The organism is Hanstruepera sp. CR43, from assembly GCF_055227665.1.
Genome location: NZ_CP200078.1, coordinates 2,061,926 through 2,080,540 on the forward strand (window position 1 = coordinate 2,061,926; position 18,615 = coordinate 2,080,540).

At 35.6% G+C, this 18,615-nt stretch carries 14 protein-coding genes; 10 read left to right on the plus strand and 4 right to left on the minus strand.

The annotated features are described in order from the left end of the window. The 4 genes from ACKXGU_RS09450 to ACKXGU_RS09465 form a co-directional block, all read right to left on the minus strand. Positions 1 to 2,727, minus strand: a complete 2,727-nt coding sequence (locus ACKXGU_RS09450) for a TonB-dependent receptor (protein WP_463465080.1) — start codon at positions 2,725 to 2,727, stop codon at positions 1 to 3. 145 nt (positions 2,728 to 2,872) lie between these two features. Then, a complete protein-coding gene (glmS, locus tag ACKXGU_RS09455; RefSeq protein ID WP_463465081.1) occupies positions 2,873 to 4,720 on the minus strand; it encodes a glutamine--fructose-6-phosphate transaminase (isomerizing) in 1,848 nt (615 codons plus the stop codon). 6 nt (positions 4,721 to 4,726) lie between these two features. Then, a complete protein-coding gene (locus tag ACKXGU_RS09460; RefSeq protein WP_463465082.1) occupies positions 4,727 to 6,343 on the minus strand; it encodes a DUF4270 domain-containing protein in 1,617 nt (538 codons plus the stop codon). 25 nt (positions 6,344 to 6,368) lie between these two features. Continuing rightward, on the minus strand, positions 6,369 to 7,178 hold the full coding sequence (locus ACKXGU_RS09465) for a glycogen/starch synthase (RefSeq protein ID WP_463465083.1): 810 nt from the start codon (positions 7,176 to 7,178) through the stop codon (positions 6,369 to 6,371). 106 nt (positions 7,179 to 7,284) lie between these two features. Between ACKXGU_RS09465 and panC the strand changes: the two genes are divergently transcribed. The 10 genes from panC (at position 7,285) to ACKXGU_RS09515 (ending at position 18,614) form a co-directional block, all read left to right on the plus strand. After that, complete coding sequence (gene panC, locus ACKXGU_RS09470) at positions 7,285 to 8,133, plus strand: pantoate--beta-alanine ligase (protein WP_463465084.1); 849 nt, start codon at positions 7,285 to 7,287, stop codon at positions 8,131 to 8,133. Between the two features lie 13 nt (positions 8,134 to 8,146). Then, entirely contained in the window at positions 8,147 to 8,497 is a 351-nt protein-coding gene (panD, locus tag ACKXGU_RS09475; RefSeq protein WP_463465085.1) for an aspartate 1-decarboxylase, read from the plus strand. A 2-nt stretch (positions 8,498 to 8,499) separates the two neighbouring features. After that, a complete protein-coding gene (locus ACKXGU_RS09480) occupies positions 8,500 to 9,456 on the plus strand; it encodes a lysylphosphatidylglycerol synthase transmembrane domain-containing protein (RefSeq protein WP_463465086.1) in 957 nt (318 codons plus the stop codon). Between the two features lie 83 nt (positions 9,457 to 9,539). Further along, entirely contained in the window at positions 9,540 to 10,676 is a 1,137-nt protein-coding gene (locus ACKXGU_RS09485; protein ID WP_463465087.1) for an alpha/beta hydrolase, read from the plus strand. Between the two features lie 97 nt (positions 10,677 to 10,773). Then, positions 10,774 to 11,973, plus strand: coding sequence for an alpha/beta hydrolase (locus tag ACKXGU_RS09490; RefSeq protein WP_463465088.1), 1,200 nt, complete (start codon positions 10,774 to 10,776; stop codon positions 11,971 to 11,973). Between the two features lie 68 nt (positions 11,974 to 12,041). Further along, on the plus strand, positions 12,042 to 13,400 hold the full coding sequence (gene radA / locus ACKXGU_RS09495) for a DNA repair protein RadA (protein WP_463465089.1): 1,359 nt from the start codon (positions 12,042 to 12,044) through the stop codon (positions 13,398 to 13,400). 70 nt (positions 13,401 to 13,470) lie between these two features. Then, positions 13,471 to 16,893, plus strand: coding sequence for an isoleucine--tRNA ligase (ileS, locus tag ACKXGU_RS09500; protein WP_463465090.1), 3,423 nt, complete (start codon positions 13,471 to 13,473; stop codon positions 16,891 to 16,893). A 4-nt stretch (positions 16,894 to 16,897) separates the two neighbouring features. Further along, positions 16,898 to 17,278: a TraR/DksA family transcriptional regulator gene (locus ACKXGU_RS09505; RefSeq protein ID WP_463465091.1), complete on the plus strand. Its 381-nt coding sequence runs from the start codon at positions 16,898 to 16,900 to the stop codon at positions 17,276 to 17,278. A 62-nt stretch (positions 17,279 to 17,340) separates the two neighbouring features. Further along, on the plus strand, positions 17,341 to 17,964 hold the full coding sequence (locus ACKXGU_RS09510; protein ID WP_463465092.1) for a DUF4097 family beta strand repeat-containing protein: 624 nt from the start codon (positions 17,341 to 17,343) through the stop codon (positions 17,962 to 17,964). 32 nt (positions 17,965 to 17,996) lie between these two features. Next, positions 17,997 to 18,614 (plus strand): lipoprotein signal peptidase, encoded by a 618-nt coding sequence (locus tag ACKXGU_RS09515; protein WP_463465093.1) that lies wholly within the window; start codon positions 17,997 to 17,999, stop codon positions 18,612 to 18,614. Position 18,615 lies beyond the last annotated feature (1 nt).

Sequence of the window (18,615 nt, forward strand, 5' to 3'; positions counted from 1 at the left end):
TTATAAGTTATTAATTACTAATGATGCATAATACATAGAGCCTATATATCCTGTTCCAATGGCAGTGAAATACTCATCGCCTAAAATATTGGTAGCACCAACCTTAATTATAGATTTTAATTTTGGTATTGTATAGCTTAATTGGGCATCTAGAGTATGATAAGAAGGGATATCACCATCTGCAAATGTCGCTTGCCAGAAATAACTATCACTCCATCTCCATGCTACGTTAAAGCCAAAGTTTTTAAATAAATCGGTATTTCCAAAACTTACTTTTACTTTGTGTTCAGGGGTGTTGAAACTGGTTCTAAAGTCAGGGTCTGCCGCTTGGTCAAAATCTTGTTTGGCATAGGTATAGTTAGCACCTAAATCAAAATCACCAAATACTTTCGTGGTCAAACCAATAGAACCTCCATAAGAATTAACATCAGCATCTGAATTGGTATACGTTTGATAGACTGCAACATCACCATTTTGAAGAGCAGCTAGAGACAAGCCACCATCGCCAGCGGTACCATAAAGCGGAACGATTACACGTTCATTAGAAATAAAATCTTTATAAGAATTGTAGTACACACTTGCATCAACTATCAATCTATTAAATTTTCCACGGTAACCAACTTCAAAGGAAGCCACCTGCTCTGGCTTAACAATATCTATATTTGAAACAACAGGCGCTCCATTTTCAACAGAACTAAAAGAATAAGTTGGACCATAGGCTGCTGCTCCAGTTAGAGTGACTGAAGATGGCTGACCTAACATTTGACCGCTAGCACTAACGGAGTACGTGCGTACATCACGATCTAAATTAGCTTCAGCTGAACCAATTAACACATAAGGACCGGCATTTAACCCAATAAATAAATCTTGGGTTGTAGGATTCCTAAAACCTGTTTGATACGATGCTCTAATATTATGATTTTGATTAACCGTAAATCCAGCCGATAATCTTGGTGAAAAGAATCCATCAAACAATTCTGATTTATCATAACGAATTGAACCAGTTAGTTTTAAATCCAAACTTTCAGACAACTCTAAATCCTTTTGGATTTGTGTATAGATACCATATTCATTGTATTCAATAGAGCCGTCTGAATCCGTATAGATAGTTCCCGAAGAGTTTAAACTATATTGTCTAAATGAACCACCAACTTGAATTTCGGCCCAATCTATTAAATGGCTAAAGTTGTAATTAGCATCTGAATGGTAATATTTGGATGCATCTTGGAATTTTGAACCAGTAGCAATATCAGGATCATTTATACTTCTATTAAACGCAGCTTGAAACTGTGGTGAACCAGGTAAATAACGGCCTGATTCAGCAGCAGCACGAGCAGCAGCATGAGCTTGCTCCTCTGTTGCACCTCCAAGTGTAGCACCAGCATATGTACCAATATAATCACCAAACCAATCTGCGTCACTTTTCCATGCTCTGTTAATTTGTATTCCAGTAACAGTCATATCATAAGAATCTCCGGCTTTATCAGCAACCACGTAGCCTCTTACAAAGAAGTTATCGTTTCGAACTTCAATTTTATGTTGTTGTTGCGTAAATCCGTCGATGTAATAACGGTTGGAACCTTGATAAATCGTTGAGCCAGTACCTATTTTTCCAACATACTGTATTTCAAAATCGTTGGCCCATGGTCTCAAATAAAGGCCCCAATCCGCTTTGATGCTCTCAGCATTATAATCAGTTAAGTCACTCTCATTATATCCTGTTCTACTCACAACCACGTCAGGAATTATTCCTAATCCACCTGATAATCCTCTTATGTTAGCAGCAACTTCATCTCCAAAAACATTATAGCCATCGTAATCCAAACTAGCCCGAGTAGCTCCAGTTCCTGGCTTACCAGCATAATTATTAGCAACCCAATCTGTGCCTCGAAGCCAACCAAAATTCACTTTTGCTGCAAAATGATCGGTAAACTTATGGGCCATTCTAATACCTACATCTGTGTAGCTATTATCACCACCTGCATCTTGAGACGTAATACCTTGTTTTATGGATCCGCTGATGCCTTGAAAATCAAAAGGGTTTTTACTGCGCATAAACAAAATACCATTGAAGGCATTCGCACCGTAAAGAGCCGAAGCGGCGCCAGGTAATAATTCCACACTTTGAACATCGGTTTCAACCATACCAACTAAATTCCCAATAGGGAAATTTAAAGCAGGCGTCGAGTTATCCATGCCGTCCACTAATTGCATGAAACGATTATTAGCGAAAGTAGCAAAACCCCTCGTATTGATGGATTTAAAAGTTAAACTGTTGGTATTGACGTCCACACCTTTTAAGTTTTCAAGTCCATCATAGAAATCTGCTGATGCGGTGTTTTTAATTTCTTTCAGACCAAAACGCTCAACTGTAACAGGTGATTCAAAAATACGTTCAGGTGTTCTAGAAGCAGAAATTACTACTTCATCAAGTGCAGTACCTTCAGACAAAACTAGTTTTATAGCTTCAGTAGTTGAAGTAACCTCTAAAGTAGCAGTTTCAAACCCGACACTACTCGCCTGAACACTGAAAGGCGGTGATAAATCTGTAGTAATTGTAAATCCACCGTCAAAGTCTGTTATGTTACCAGTTGACGTTCCAACAATAATCACATTGGCTCCCGGAACAGGCTGTTCATTGTCGTCCACAACTGTCCCTGAAATTGTTGTTTGCGCAAAAGAAAAAGTGCCGCAAAGCAACAATAGAATTGAAAGAATTGATCTCATTTTTTAGTTTTAGTTAATTATTATGATAGCAATATATATAAATCTATGAAAACTGAATGAGATTTTCATAAAAAATTATGCACGCATAATATAAATTAACAAAATAACCCTATTAAAAATGATAAAATGCTAATTAAGACAATAATTATTCTACAGTAACTGATTTTGCCAAATTTCGAGGCTGGTCAACATTCTTCCCTAACATAACCGCAATATGATAAGACAATAATTGCAAAGGAATTGTAGTTAATAACGGTGATAATGGTTCAAGAGTTTCAGGTACTTCAATAATATGATCTGCAAGTTCCTTAACATGAATGTCTCCTTCAGTAACAATACCGATTATTTTACCTTTTCGAGATTTGATTTCTTGGATATTGCTCACAACTTTTTCGTAATGACCTTTTTTGGTTGCAACCACTACAACTGGCATTTGCTCATCAATAAGTGCAATTGGACCATGTTTCATTTCTGCTGCAGGATATCCTTCGGCATGGATATAGGATATTTCTTTAAGTTTAAGAGCGCCTTCTAATGCAACCGGAAAATTATAACCACGCCCTAAATATAAACAGTTTCGAGCGTCTTTATAGATGTCGGCAACTTGTTTGATATGCTCATCTGATTCAAGAGCTTTGGCTACTTTTTCAGGAATCAACTCTAATTCTTGTAAATGGTAACGATAATCCGAATTTGAGATTGCTCCTTTGGCTTTGGCTAACTTTAGAGCAATAAGTGTCAATACTGTAATTTGTGTCGTAAAAGCTTTAGTTGATGCCACACCAATTTCAGGGCCAGCATGTGTGTAAGCTCCGGCATTGGTTTCTCTAGCTATTGAAGAACCAACAACATTGCAAACACCAAATACAAAGGCGCCATTTGCCTTTGCCAATTTTATAGCGGCTAAAGTATCTGCCGTTTCTCCTGATTGTGAAATAGCAATAACCACATCATTGGGCGTAATAACAGGATTACGATATCTAAATTCGGAAGCGTATTCTACCTCTACCGGGATTCTTGCTAAATCTTCAAAAATATATTCTGCAACAAGTCCAGCATGCCACGATGTACCACATGCAACCACAATAACACGATTGGCATTAAGGAATTTCTCCATGTTGTCGTCAATTCCAGCCATACGTATAATGCCCTCTTTTACCAACAAACGACCTCTGTAGGTATCTCTTATGGCATTTGGTTGCTCATGTATTTCTTTCAGCATAAAATGCTCAAAACCTCCTTTTTCAATTTGCTCCAGGTTCATTTGCAGTTCTTGAACGTAAGGGTCAACTAATGTATCGTCTTTTATCTTTCTAATTTTGAGCCCTTTATTGATTCGTATGATAGCCATTTCTTCATCCTCGAGGTAAACAGCATTTTTAGTGTATTCAATAAAAGGGGAAGCATCGCTTGCAATGAAAAATTCATCTTCACCAATACCAACAGCTAAAGGGCTGCCTAGTCTTGCAATGACTATTTCATCAGGTTTGTTTTTGTCAAAAACAGCAATGGAGTAAGCACCTATAACTTGGTTTAGTGCAATCTGAACGGCTTTTCCTAACTTAACATTTTCTTTTAACTTAACGTCTTCAATTAAATTAATTAAAACTTCAGTATCTGTATCCGACTTGAAGGTGTAACCTCTTGCAATCAACTCTTTTTTTAAGGCATCATAATTTTCAATGATACCGTTGTGAATGATAACAAGATTACCCGAATTTGAATAATGTGGATGGGCATTAATGTCATTAGGTACACCATGGGTTGCCCAGCGTGTATGACCAATTCCAAGATTGGCATTGGTTGAAATCTCCGAAGCGACACGATTTTCTAAATCTAAAACCTTTCCTTTGGTTTTTGAAACTTTAAGGTCAGTGCCATCAAATAATGCAATACCTGCACTGTCATAACCTCTATATTCCAATCGCTTTAGTCCCTCTATGATAATAGGATAAGCTTCTCTATGCCCAATATAGCCTACAATACCACACATATTTTTTTAATTGTTAGGTTCAGTAAAATAAATCTCAAATTGCACTTTTTTATCGTCTGGAACATTTTGATTTGTTCCATACAAAGCAGTCCCTCTTGGCGACAATACTGTCCCTGTTGTAACATACTCATCATCGGCATTTAACACATCAGCATTTTGAATATTATTAACGTTAGTCGATACATATAAACCTAGATTGACATTAGTCGAATCGCGCAATAAAATATTATTAAGATGTTCTGTTAGTCGTAATTTGTATCTTACGCCATTGTTGTCTTCATCGCGTTCCAATTTTCGGGAATAAGCAATTTTAGAATTAAGTGGGTTGTTTGTGTTGGTTGATGAGTCAAAGTAATAGTCTATAATGGGGACGTTATTTTTTAAATCATATAGAATGACCCGATCAGGTTCTTGACCATTCACTTCATTTTGGTTGACATAAAATGTAAGATTGGCCTCATTTAACAACCAACTTTCTTTCTTACTTTTAAAATAATCAAAAGCATTTACGACATTATTGTCCTCGTCTAAAATGTCACCACTGAACAAGTTTAACACTGTCATAGAACCTTCACCGCCTTTAAGGTAAAGGGTTTCGTCGCCATTTACCATATCGGCATTAGCATCGGCATTACTGATTACAGTATTAGATGGATCGTTTTCTAAAATGTTTAATGTGTTTCCAGTAAAATTCATGTTAATGGCCCTGTCTTCTCTTGTTTCCACTGTTTCCCCATTCTCATCAACGTCAGTAACCAAAACAGTGTAATTTACTACGATACTTCCCTGACTTAAAGGTATAAACACCATGTTACCAGAATTGCCTATGCCTTCAATTTTAAAATACAAACCTCTAAAGTAGTTTTTGAAGTTGTTAGAATTACTTAATTCTACCGGAGATTCTATATCTGGATCATTAAAAAAGAAAAGATCATCCCAAAACTCATTGTCGTTCGATAGTTCTACCCTAATTCCTGGTGAAAGTCTATTTACAACTTCAAGTTCGCCAGTTTCTTCACTGATTTCTTCAATTACTATTTCACTATCATCAGGGACAAACATATCATCTTCAAAAAGTAATTGACCTTGGTGATTATTGAAGTTAATAGTTTGATTAGCATTCGAATAATAATTTTGAGATTCAGTCAAGTTAGTTTCAGGGTCAAAATCTCTCAAGAAATAATTGTTCTGATAAATTGAAAACTTAACAGGCTGATTTCCAAAAAGAGAGTCAATAACATATAGGTTATTGCCATCCTCATCTGTTCCGTCACCTGTTGAGAAATAAGGAATGGTTAAAATTACAGATTCAACTTCTGGAGCATCACCATAGTCTACGCCATAGGCACTTAAACCCATCTGACTAACAATACTTGCAGTAGTTTTACCATATATATGATCGTCGTAAATTCCTAACAGATATGATGAAAGCCCATTGGTCTGAACGGGATTTAGTTTTTTGTTATAAGCTACTACCGGAAAAGACATTGAGGTGTTTTCAAAATTTTTAATACCTTCAATATCACTTTCTATGGAGGTAAAATCTCTGTCACAAGCAGTAAATGCGAAACCGATGATTGCCACTAGCACAAAAGGCGAATATAGATTCAATAATTTTTTCATAATATTTTTTTGAGACACTATTTTCTTAACCCAGCACTTGCGTGTTGTAAAATTCGGTGTAGGCTTCACTAAAGTCGTCTTTAGAGTGGTAATCTAAAACAGGTTTTTTTGAATTTTGCAAATAATTTGTTAATTCTTCCGGGAGCTCTTCCGATCCAACTATCAATGCGTCTGAATGGTTTATGGCAACCTTCATTAAATTATTGTAGGTAGGCTCATCAAGTACTGATATAGCCTGGTCATCAATATTATCAAACTTAATTTTGCTTTGCATATCCTTGTTCAAAGGACCATCAAAGCTTTGATTGTAAATGGATGTTACAATTTTACTTTCATTGAATAAAGGTTCGTCTTTGTAATATTCTTTCAGATACAATGGTAATAGAGAAGCCAGCCAGCCGTGAACATGAATGATATCTGGAGACCAATTCAATTTTTTTACAGTTTCAATAACACCTTTCGCAAAGAAAATAGCTCTTTCGTCATTATCAGGAAACAAATTCCCATCTTCATCGGTCAACGTTGCTTTTCTTTTGAAATACTCATCGTTGTCTATGAAATAAACTTGGATTCGTTCTTTGGGAATAGAAGCGACTTTTATAATCAGAGGCATGTCAAGATCATTGATTACCAAATTAATTCCAGAAAGTCGTATAACTTCATGTAGTTGATGTCTTCTTTCATTGATATTGCCATATCTAGGCATAAAAATTCGGATTTGTCCACCAAGCTGGTTTACCATTCGTGGTGCTTCAAACGACATAGAAGAAATTTCGGTTTCAGGTAAATAAGGTACTACTTCAGATGATACATACAATATCCTCTTATCTTTCATATAACTTTGCTTTTGAAGATTCAAAATAAAAAACACGCAAAAGTACAAAAATTTATGCTAATTGCCCGTAAAATATTAAGTTTGCACGCGTTAATTTTTTATTAAGGTGAGGGTTTTTACAAAAAAAGAAGAAATTCAAAATTATTTATCGGGACTTAAATCAAAAGAGCAATCAGTTGGTTTTGTACCAACAATGGGAGCCCTGCATCAAGGTCATGTTTCTTTGGTTCGAACAGCGCTTACAGATAATGATATTGTGGTTGTCAGTATTTTTGTAAACCCTACACAATTTGACAACCAGAACGATCTAGATAAATACCCAAGAACACTTGATAGGGATGCGGAACTTTTAAATGATGTTTCGGCTGATATTCTGATTTATGCGCCAACAGTCAATGATATTTATGATGATCAAATAGAATCCGAAAAGTTTTCATTTGGTGGGTTGGAATTCGAAATGGAAGGGAAATTTCGTTTGGGACATTTTGACGGTGTTGGAACCATTGTAAAACGCCTGTTTGAAATCGTAAAACCCGAAAATGCCTATTTTGGAGAGAAAGATTTTCAACAATTAGCCATCATCAGGGCTATGGTTAAAATTCATAGGCTTCCGGTTAGAATAATTGGTTGTCCAATTTTTAGAGAGTCAAATGGCTTAGCTATGAGTTCACGCAATGAACGTCTAAAACCTGAATATAAAAAAGCAGCACCATTTATCTACAGAACTTTAAAATCTGCCAAAAAACAGTTTGGCACAAAAAGTGCTAAACAAGTCACTGAATGGGTTGAAGAACAGTTTACCAAACATGAGCTATTAAAATTGGAATATTTTACAATTGCTGATGTGGAAACACTAAAACCTATAGAGAGAAAATCAAAAAATAAACTGTATAGAGCCTTTATAGCCGTCTATGCAGATGATATTAGACTTATAGATAATATCGCTTTAAATTAATTATCTTTGCCGCATGCAAATACAAGTAGTAAAATCAAAGATTCACAGAGTAAAATGTACAGGTGCTGACCTAAATTATATAGGTAGTATAACTATAGACGAAGATCTCATGGATGCAGCCAATATTATTCAAGGTGAAAAAGTTCAGATTGTCAATAATGATAATGGTGAACGATTGGAAACGTACTGTATTCCTGGACCTAGAAATAGTGGTGAAATTACGCTCAATGGGGCTGCTGCCCGAAAAGTATCGGTAGGAGATACATTGATTTTAATTACCTACGCTTTTATGGACTTAGAAGAGGCTAAAAAATTTAAACCATCATTGGTTTTTCCTGATGAAGCTACTAATAAGCTAATTTAAATTTGAACCCAGCAATAAAGAAGATATTAAAAATTATACTCCCGATTCTGTTGGGAGTTTTTTTAATATGGTATTCTTTGTCCAAAGTTTCCTTTTCAGAATTGCTGGTTTATTTTAAAAAGGCTGATTACTACTGGATAGTTTTAGGGATATTTTTTGGTCTACTTAGTCACCTATCCCGCGCTTACCGATGGCGGTTTCAGCTGGAGCCCATGGGCTATAACGTAAAATTGCCTAACAGCGTTATGGCGGTTTTTGCGGCATATCTTATAAATTACACGATACCTCGTGCCGGAGAAGTGGCAAGAGCATCTGTCTTAACAACTTATGAAGGCGTACCATTTGAAAAAGGATTTGGAACCATTGTCTCCGAACGTGTAGCCGATTTGATAGCGATGTCAGGAATCATTATAGTAACACTATTTTTGCAGTTTGACTTTATCAGTTCATTTTTATATAAATCTTTCCATCCCAAAATCATTTTCATAGGGGTGGCTTCTATAGCAATATTGTTTTTGGTTTTTATATTCTATGTTAGAAAAAGCAAATCTAAAATGGCAGTGAAGATAAAGAGTTTCGTTTCGGGCTTGATTGAAGGTGTTTTGAGTATCTTTAAAATGAAGAAAAAGTGGGCTTTTGTTTTTCACACATTGTTTATTTGGACGATGTATGTACTTATGTTTTATGTTACTACTTTTTCAGTATCAGAACTTAACGGCATTCCTTTTGGAGCCATATTGATTGGATTTATTTCAGCAAGCTTTAGTATAGCAGCTACAAATGGTGGTATAGGATCATATCCTTTAGCAGTTTATGCAGCGTTTACCATTTTTAATATTCCAGAAGATCCCAGTATGGCCTTCGGTTGGATTGTATGGACTTCACAAACACTACTGTTAATGACACTAGGAGGATTATCTTTATTGTTGTTACCAGTTTACAACAATAAAGATCAATAAATTACACCGAAAAGCTCCATTATTTTTCTTTTAGACTTTAGCGTTAATTTCATAACTTGCCGTAAATATTTATTTTTTTCCAAATGAAAAAACTTACCTTCTTTTTGAGCTTTTTTTGCTTGTTGCACACAGTAAATTCTCAAGTCATTTATGAACCCTTCCAATCTTCTAAATTAGGTGAAACTAGAGAATTGAAAATTCTGTTACCAAGGGGCTATAATCCTGATGACAAAACGGAATATCCGTTGGTTATTGTTTTGGACGGTGATTATCTTTTTGAACCCGTAATTGGTAATATTGATTATCAATCCTATTGGGATGACATGCCAGAATGCGTAGTAGTTGGAATTAAACAATCGGATACCAGAACGGTGGACTTCACTTATAATGAAGAAACATATTTTCCATCTCATGAGGGTGCCAGTTTTTTTGAATTTATTGGTATGGAGCTCATACCTTATATTGAGGATACCTACAATGTCTCCAGATTTAGAGTGATTGTCGGTCACGATTTGAGTGCTAATTTCTTGAATTATTATTTATTCAAAGAGTACCCAGTTTTCAGAGCTTATATTTCTTTGAGTCCTGATTTGGCTCCACAAATGGACGCTCGATTGCAGGAAAAGTTCCCTCTTTTACAAGAAGATACATTTTATTATTTGGCGACTGCAGATGATGATGTACAGGCGCTTCATACAAAGATTGTGGCTACCAATGATCTTTTAAAAGCCATAGACAATCCAAAACTTCATTACCGATTTGATAATTTCACAGATGCCAATCATTATTCGTTGGTTGGGTTGGGTATCCCAAAGGCTATTAATGAGATATTTACACTTTATAAACCGATAAATAGATTGGAGTATAAAGAAAAAGTACTAACCTATGAAGCGGGACCTTATGCCTATTTGGAAAAAAAATATGAGGATATTAAGTCGTTTTATGGATTTGAAAAAAAACCCATAGAAAATGATTTTAGAGCTGTTGCTGCTGCTGCCAAAAAACTAAATGATATGGAATCATTGGAAAGTCTTTCAAAATTAGCGCGTAAAGAATATCCTGAATCTATGATCAGTGCATATTATACGGGTATGTATTTCGAAGAAAAAGGCAATATCAAAAAAGCACTGCAATATTATAATAGTGGACTTTTGTTAACACCTTCTGAATTCATAGATAAAGACATGCTACTTGAAAAAACCTATGAATTACAAGAATAAGAAAGAAAAAACCCACAAAAAACCACACTTTATCGAATAAATTTGCGTTTTAAGGATTAATTAGTACTTTTATAGCCCAAATCTTAACCTACTAATTATGAAAAGAGCAGTACTTATCACGCTGTTTTTAACTTTTAGCGTCTTGTTGTTTGCACAAACAACCATTAAGGATTTTAAATCTAGAAAGTTAAATTCCACACGGCAATTAAAAATAAAACTTCCAAAAGATTATGATGCAGCTTCAACGATCAAGTACCCGTTGATTATTGTTTTTGATGGTGATTATTTGTTTGGACCCGTAGTTGGGCAAACCCAATTTCAAACATATTTTGATGAAATGCCAGGATGTATTGTTGTGGGTATTTCTCAAGGTAAAGAAAGAACCTACGATAGTTTAACCGATGAGGTTACTGGATTGCCGTTTGAGTCTGGATCTCGATTCTTTGAGTTTGTGGGACAGGAGCTTATTCCATATTTAGACGAAAAATATAATACCAGTAAATTTCGTGTGGCTGTTGGACATAATATCATGGGAAATTTCATCAACTCGTTTATGATGAAAGATTTGCCCTTGTTTCATGCCTATGTTAATTTGAGTCCCGATTTAGTGGGCTCTATGGGAGACAACATTGCTAACCGATTAGAGTGGGTTAAAGATGACGTGTTTTATTATATGGTCACCAGTTCCGATGATAAAAGACAACTTCGTGAAGAAATTTTAAAAACACATGAAAAAATCAAAGCTATTGACAATTCTAATCTAACCTACTATTTCGATGACTTTGAAGGGGAATCACATTATACTTTAGTTACAGGAGCTGTTTCAAAAGCATTTGATAAGATCTTTGAAATGTATAAGCCACTTCATGAAAAGGAATTGAAGGAAAAAGTGTTGCCTTATGAAGGGACATTGGATGATTATTTAGTATCACGATATGATCGTATTGAAGAACTTTTCGGAATTGTGAAGCCCATTTCGGAAGAAGAATTTCAAAAAGTTGTTGCAGTTGCCGATGAGCGAGAGGATATTGAATCCCTTGAAAAATTGGGTAAATTGGCCAATAAGCAACTTCCAGAATCTCTTTTAGGTAATTATTATTTGGCCATTCATGCTGAAAAAATTGGTAAGCCCAAAAAGGCAGTTAAGTTTTATGAGGATGCTCTGTTGTTAGAAGATGCTCAAACCATTAATAAGGAACTGATTCAAATAAATATGGATACGCTAATGGCTGAACTGACCAAAGATGATAAAAAAGAAGAAGAAATGGAAGGTGAGGTTTTAGCAGAATCAGATTAATAAATCTATTTATTAACGACTTGTTTTTATCATAGAATTATAAGTATTTTAGCCTAAATTTTTAACCATTGGCTAAAGTAAAAACCACCTTTTATTGTCAAAATTGCGGCACCCAGTATGCCAAATGGCAAGGACAGTGTAATGCCTGTAAAGAATGGAATACTATTGCCGAAGAAATCCTTCAAAAGCCCGAAAAAAGTGATTGGAAACCTTCGGCTTCTTCTACAAAAAGAGCTTCAAAGCCCTTATTGATTAATGAAATTGACGCCTCTCAAGATGCTAGAATGCTAACAGATGATGGTGAGTTTAATCGAGTTTTAGGTGGTGGCATTGTTCCAGGTTCCTTAACATTATTAGGCGGTGAACCAGGTATTGGTAAAAGTACTTTGCTATTGCAAATTGCCTTAAAGTTGCCATATAAAACACTTTACGTTTCGGGTGAAGAAAGCCAGAAGCAAATTAAAATGCGGGCTGAACGCATCAACCCAAATAACAATAACTGTTATATTTTAACTGAAACCAAAACTCAAAATATTTTCAAACAAATTGAGGATTTGGAACCAGATATTGTGGTGATTGATTCCATTCAAACACTACATAGTGATTACATAGAATCCTCTTCAGGAAGTATTTCGCAGATAAAAGAGTGCGCAACAGAATTTATAAAGTTTGCTAAAGAAACTGCAACGCCAGTTATTTTAATTGGTCACATCACCAAAGATGGTAATATCGCAGGGCCCAAGATTTTGGAACACATGGTCGATACGGTTTTACAATTTGAAGGTGACCGCAATCATGTATTTAGAATTTTACGCGCCAATAAAAACCGCTTTGGTTCCACCAACGAATTGGGTATTTACGAGATGCAAGGTTCTGGTTTACGCGAAGTCTCCAATCCCAGTGAGATTTTAATCTCTAAAAAAGATGAAGAATTATCCGGTAATGCTATTGCAGCAACTTTAGAAGGTATGCGACCATTAATGATTGAGGTTCAGGCTTTGGTCAGTACAGCCGTATATGGAACACCACAACGGAGTGCTACGGGTTTTAATGCCAAACGATTAAATATGTTACTGGCTGTATTAGAAAAGCGCGCGGGATTTCGTCTGGGCGCTAAAGATGTCTTTTTAAATATCACTGGCGGTATTACGGTTGATGATCCAGCAATAGATTTAGCGGTTGTGGCAGCTATTTTATCATCTAATGAAGACGAAGCCTTACAGCGCGATTACTGCTTTGCGGCAGAGGTAGGTCTTTCTGGTGAGATTCGTCCGGTGCAACGGGTGGAGCAGCGTATTTTAGAAGCCGAAAAACTCGGATTTTCTACCATTTTTGTGTCTAAATACAATAAAATAGCACTTAAAAATACAGTTATCAAAATTCAATTGGTTTCCAAGATTGAAGATTTGGTGAGTTTTATTGTTTAAAAACCTCTAAACCAAGGTTTATTTTCTTAAAAATCATTAATTTCGCACGTCGAAACGAATTAATGATATAATGAGTAAGAAATTCCCTGAATATAAAGGTCTTGACTTACCAAAAGTTGCTGAAGAAATTGGCAATTATTGGCAAGAAAATAACGTATTTGAAAAAAGTGTAACCACTCGCGAAAATGCCAAGCCATTTGTATTTTTTGAAGGACCACCTTCTGCAAACGGATTACCTGGCGTACACCACGTTTTAGCGCGTGCTATCAAAGATATTTTTCCGCGTTACAAAACCATGAAAGGTTACCAAGTAAAGCGTAAAGCTGGTTGGGATACCCACGGATTACCTATTGAATTAGGTGTGGAAAAAGAATTGGGAATTACTAAAGAAGATATTGGCAAGACCATTTCGGTTGAAGATTACAACGCTGCATGCCGTAAAGCTGTTATGCGATATACTGATGTCTGGAATGACCTGACCCAAAAAATGGGTTATTGGGTAGATATGGATGACCCATATATTACCTACGAACCTAAATACATGGAATCGGTTTGGTGGTTACTAAAGCAGATATATAACAAAAGTTTGTTGTATAAAGGTTATACCATTCAACCCTATTCTCCTAAAGCCGGTACAGGATTAAGTTCACATGAGTTGAACCAACCAGGAACCTATCAAGATGTAACAGATACTACGGTTGTTGCCCAGTTTAAAGCCAATGAAGCATCGCTTCCAGACTTTTTACAAAACGAAGGTACTATCTATTTTCTGGCTTGGACGACTACACCTTGGACCTTACCAAGTAATACAGCTTTAACCGTTGGCCCAAAAATTGACTATGTTTTAGTAAGGACTATAAATCAGTATACTAATGAAGAATGTTGTGTGATTTTGGCAAAAAGCAGATTTAATGCTTATTTTTTAAATCCTTCTGTTCCAGCTGAAGTGCATATCGGAAATAAAATAGAAGCTGTTAAAGGTAAAATAGTAGCATCTGGTAAGATTGCGCATTATGAAATATTAAAAGAATTTAAAGGAGCCGATTTAGTTGGTATTACCTATGAGCAGTTATTGCCTTATACCTTACCAAACGACAATCCTGAAAATGCCTTTAGAGTTATTGCTGGAGATTTCGTGACTACCGAAGACGGAACAGGAATCGTTCACACAGCGCCAACTTTTGGTGCAGATGATGCTTTGGTAGCTAAACAAGCCACTCCAGAAGTACCACCAATGTTGGTAAAAGATGAAAATGGAAACTTGGTGCCTTTAGTGGATTTACAAGGTAAATTCCGCCCAGAAATGGGTGAGTTTGCAGGTAAATATGTAAAAAACGAATATTACAATGATGGCGAAGCACCTGAAAAATCGGTTGATGTAGAACTAGCTATCAAGTTAAAGGAAGAGAACAAAGCCTTTAAGGTTGAAAAATATAAACACAGCTACCCGAATTGTTGGAGAACTGATAAACCCATTCTTTACTATCCATTAGATTCTTGGTTTATTAAAGTAACCGATGTTAAGGATCGTATGTTTGAATTGAATGAGACCATAAACTGGAAACCAAAAGCAACAGGAACGGGTCGTTTTGGAAACTGGCTTGCCAATGCCAACGACTGGAACTTATCACGTTCGCGTTATTGGGGAATTCCGTTACCAATTTGGAGAACCGAAGATGGTAAAGAAGAAATCTGTATTGGTTCGGTTGAAGAATTAAAAGCCGAAATGGCAAAAGCGGTTTCAGCAGGTGTTCTTGCAAAAGATATTTTTGCTGATTTTGAAGTAGGCAATAATTCCGAAGAAAACTATGCTAAAATAGATTTACATAAAAACATTGTAGATGAGATTGTGCTTGTGTCACCATCAGGACAACCCATGAAGCGTGAAGCCGACTTGATTGATGTCTGGTTTGATTCAGGTTCTATGCCCTACGCACAATGGCATTATCCCTTTGAAAATAAAGAAAAGATAGATAAGCACAAATCATTTCCAGCAGATTTTATTGCCGAAGGTGTTGATCAAACGCGTGGTTGGTTCTATACGCTCCATGCTATTGGAACGATGGTGTTTGATTCGGTTGCATACAAAAATGTGGTTTCAAACGGTCTTGTTTTGGATAAAAACGGACAAAAAATGTCTAAACGTTTAGGTAATGCTACAGACCCTTTTGAAACTTTATCAACTTATGGTGCTGATGCTACACGTTGGTACATGATTTCAAATGCAAACCCTTGGGATAACCTAAAATTTGATGTAGATGGTATTGAGGAAGTAAAACGTAAATTCTTCGGAACACTTTATAATACCTATTCGTTTTTTAGCTTATATACCAATTTAGATAATTTCAATTATAACGAAGCAGATATTCCGTTAGAAGAACGTCCAGAGTTAGATCGTTGGATTTTATCTGAATTACATACGCTTATCAAGAAGGTAGACGAGTTCTATTCAGAATACGAACCTACTAAAGCAGCAAGGGCTATTTCTGATTTTACACAAGAGTATTTAAGTAACTGGTATGTGCGATTAAGTAGAAGACGTTTCTGGAAAGGCGATTACCAAACCGATAAAATTTCGGCTTATCAAACACTTTATACCTGTATGGTAACCATAGCAAAATTAGGTGCACCTATTGCACCATTTTACATGGATAAGCTTTACCAAGACTTAACACAAGTAACACAAAAAGAAAACTTTGAAAGTGTACATTTGGCAGAGTTTCCAAACTATGACGAAAGCTTTATAGACAAGAGTTTGGAGCGTAAAATGGAGAATGCCCAAACAATATCATCGTTGGTATTGTCGTTAAGAGCAAAGGAGAAGATTAAAGTGCGACAACCACTTCAAAAAATCATGATTCCAATTGATAGTAAACAACAAAAGGAAGAAATTCTTGCAGTTGCTAATTTGATTAAGCATGAGGTCAACGTCAAGGAAATTGAACTTTTAGAAGATGCGTCAGATATTTTAGTCAAACAAATTAAGCCTAACTTTAAAACTTTAGGACCACGATTTGGTAAGGATATGAAGCTGATAGCTGCTCAAGTCAATAGCTTTACAGCTGATGACATTAAAAAAATTGAGCAAAAAGGAGTTTTAGACGTTGAAATTAATGGAAAAAGTATTACTTTAGAACTTGAAGATGTAGAGATTTCATCTCAAGATATTGAGGGTTGGTTGGTTGCCAACGAAGGTGCAATAACCGTCGCTCTCGATGTTACTATCTCCGATGATTTACGAAAGGAAGGGATTGCACGTGAGCTCGTAAACCGTATTCAAAATTTACGTAAAGATTCAGGATTTGAAGTCACAGATAGAATTGATGTTCAACTTCAAAAGGAAGATAGTATTGTTAAAGCTGTAAACTCTAATATGGATTATATTAAAGCGGAAACTTTAACAGAAGAACTTGAAATTATGGACCAAATAAATAACGGTATAGAAATTGCTTTTGACGATATAAATACCAAGTTATTTATTCAAAAACATTAAGATTATGGCAGTAGATGCAAACGTAAGGTATTCAGATAAGGATTTAGCTGAATTCAAAGCCTTAATTCAAGAGAAAATTGAAAAGGCAAAACATGATTTAGAGCTTATAAAAAGTGCTTATATGAATGACCTGAATAATGGAACTGATGATACATCACCAACGTTCAAGGCTTTTGAAGAAGGTAGTGAAACCATGAGCAAGGAAGCAAATTCACAGTTAGCTATTAGACAAGAAAAGTTTATTCGCGATTTGAAAAACGCTTTAATACGTATTGAAAATAAAACCTATGGAATTTGCCGAGTCACAGGAAAGCTTATAAACAAAGAGCGATTAAAACTGGTGCCTCATGCTACTTTGAGCATCGAAGCTAAAAATATGCAATAATCTGTGATCATAAACAAAGAATAAACAAACGCTTCAATATATTATTGAAGCGTTTTTAATTTATGAAATCCACAATTCTCATAGGGTTTTTTTTGTTATGTTGCTGTCAATTGTTAGCGCAAAAAACTATTGAACGGCAATTTCAAGCACATAACATTGAAGCAATTAATTTAGACGGTACAGGCAGTTTTAAGATTTATGTTGAATCTGTTGAAGGAGATGCTATTTCCGTAACCGTTGAGGTAGAAGGCGAGTACAGTGAACAAGTGATATTACTAACCGAAATCAAAAATAATGAATTGGAAATAGCAACAGAATATCAGCCATTATTTACAGTTCCGGATGATAAATTAAGTGCTCATAAAGTGATGTCCATAGTTTTTCATTTAAAGTTACCACAAGGCTTGAATGTTGTTGTTTCCAGTGATATTGGTACGGTGTTTGTTAATGGGCATTTTGGCCAACTCACTACGGAATTGAATCGAGGTCATTTTGTGGCTGAAAATTTTTCAGGTTCGGCTCTAATTAATACTATTGATGGGAATATCACAATGGAATCAAATTATGCGAAAGTAAATTTGGATACCAAAAACGGTCAAGTTTCTCAAGAAGAACTCGTGTTGGGAACTAATAATTTATCACTTCACTCCATTAACGGAAACATTAGCGTAACTAAAACAAAATAATAGTCCTATTTTTGCCCGAAATAAATTGGAGCATGTCCCTAAAGAAATCCATACTTTTTATATTCGTTGTTTTATTAATAGATCAATTGAGTAAAATTTTCATCAAGACACACTTTGTTCTTAATGAAGATTTTGAAGTGTTCTCGTGGTTTAAAATTTATTTTATTGAGAATGATGGTATGGCATGGGGTACAAAAATCAGTGATTTCGCCTCATTTATAAGCGACAGAACAGCCAAAGTCTGTTTAACTATTTTTAGAATTGTTGCCATTTGTGGTATTGGTTATTGGTTGTATGATGCTACAAAAAAACAAAGCTCTCGCATACTTATTTTTGCAGTGGCATTGATCTTTGCTGGGGCACTTGGTAATATTATCGATTCTGTTTTTTATGGTGTCTTGTTCGAAGACAGTTATGGTCAAGTAGCAACCTTCTTGCCAGAAAGTGGAGGATACGATGGCTTTCTACATGGTAAGGTAGTTGACATGCTATATTTTCCACTTTGGAAAGGTTATTTACCTCAATGGGTTCCATTTTATGGCGGACAGTATTTTACGTTTTTTGACCCCGTTTTTAATATTGCTGATGTTGCTATAAGTACGGGTTTTGGATTGCTTATTGTTTTTAATAAAAGGGCTTTTAAAAAGTAAT

What these genes read in the sequence shown, in the direction of transcription:
- ACKXGU_RS09510 (WP_463465092.1), top strand. Translation starts at nt 17,341, where the DNA reads ATGAAATCCACAATTCTCATAGGGTTTTTTTTGTTATGTTGCTGTCAA.
- ACKXGU_RS09460 (WP_463465082.1), bottom strand. Translation starts at nt 6,343, where the DNA reads ATGAAAAAATTATTGAATCTATATTCGCCTTTTGTGCTAGTGGCAATC.
- ACKXGU_RS09465 (WP_463465083.1), bottom strand. Translation starts at nt 7,178, where the DNA reads ATGAAAGATAAGAGGATATTGTATGTATCATCTGAAGTAGTACCTTAT.
- panD (WP_463465085.1), top strand. Translation starts at nt 8,147, where the DNA reads ATGCAAATACAAGTAGTAAAATCAAAGATTCACAGAGTAAAATGTACA.
- ACKXGU_RS09485 (WP_463465087.1), top strand. Translation starts at nt 9,540, where the DNA reads ATGAAAAAACTTACCTTCTTTTTGAGCTTTTTTTGCTTGTTGCACACA.
- ileS (WP_463465090.1), top strand. Translation starts at nt 13,471, where the DNA reads ATGAGTAAGAAATTCCCTGAATATAAAGGTCTTGACTTACCAAAAGTT.
- glmS (WP_463465081.1), bottom strand. Translation starts at nt 4,720, where the DNA reads ATGTGTGGTATTGTAGGCTATATTGGGCATAGAGAAGCTTATCCTATT.
- ACKXGU_RS09490 (WP_463465088.1), top strand. Translation starts at nt 10,774, where the DNA reads ATGAAAAGAGCAGTACTTATCACGCTGTTTTTAACTTTTAGCGTCTTG.
- ACKXGU_RS09450 (WP_463465080.1), bottom strand. Translation starts at nt 2,727, where the DNA reads ATGAGATCAATTCTTTCAATTCTATTGTTGCTTTGCGGCACTTTTTCT.
- ACKXGU_RS09505 (WP_463465091.1), top strand. Translation starts at nt 16,898, where the DNA reads ATGGCAGTAGATGCAAACGTAAGGTATTCAGATAAGGATTTAGCTGAA.
- ACKXGU_RS09515 (WP_463465093.1), top strand. Translation starts at nt 17,997, where the DNA reads ATGTCCCTAAAGAAATCCATACTTTTTATATTCGTTGTTTTATTAATA.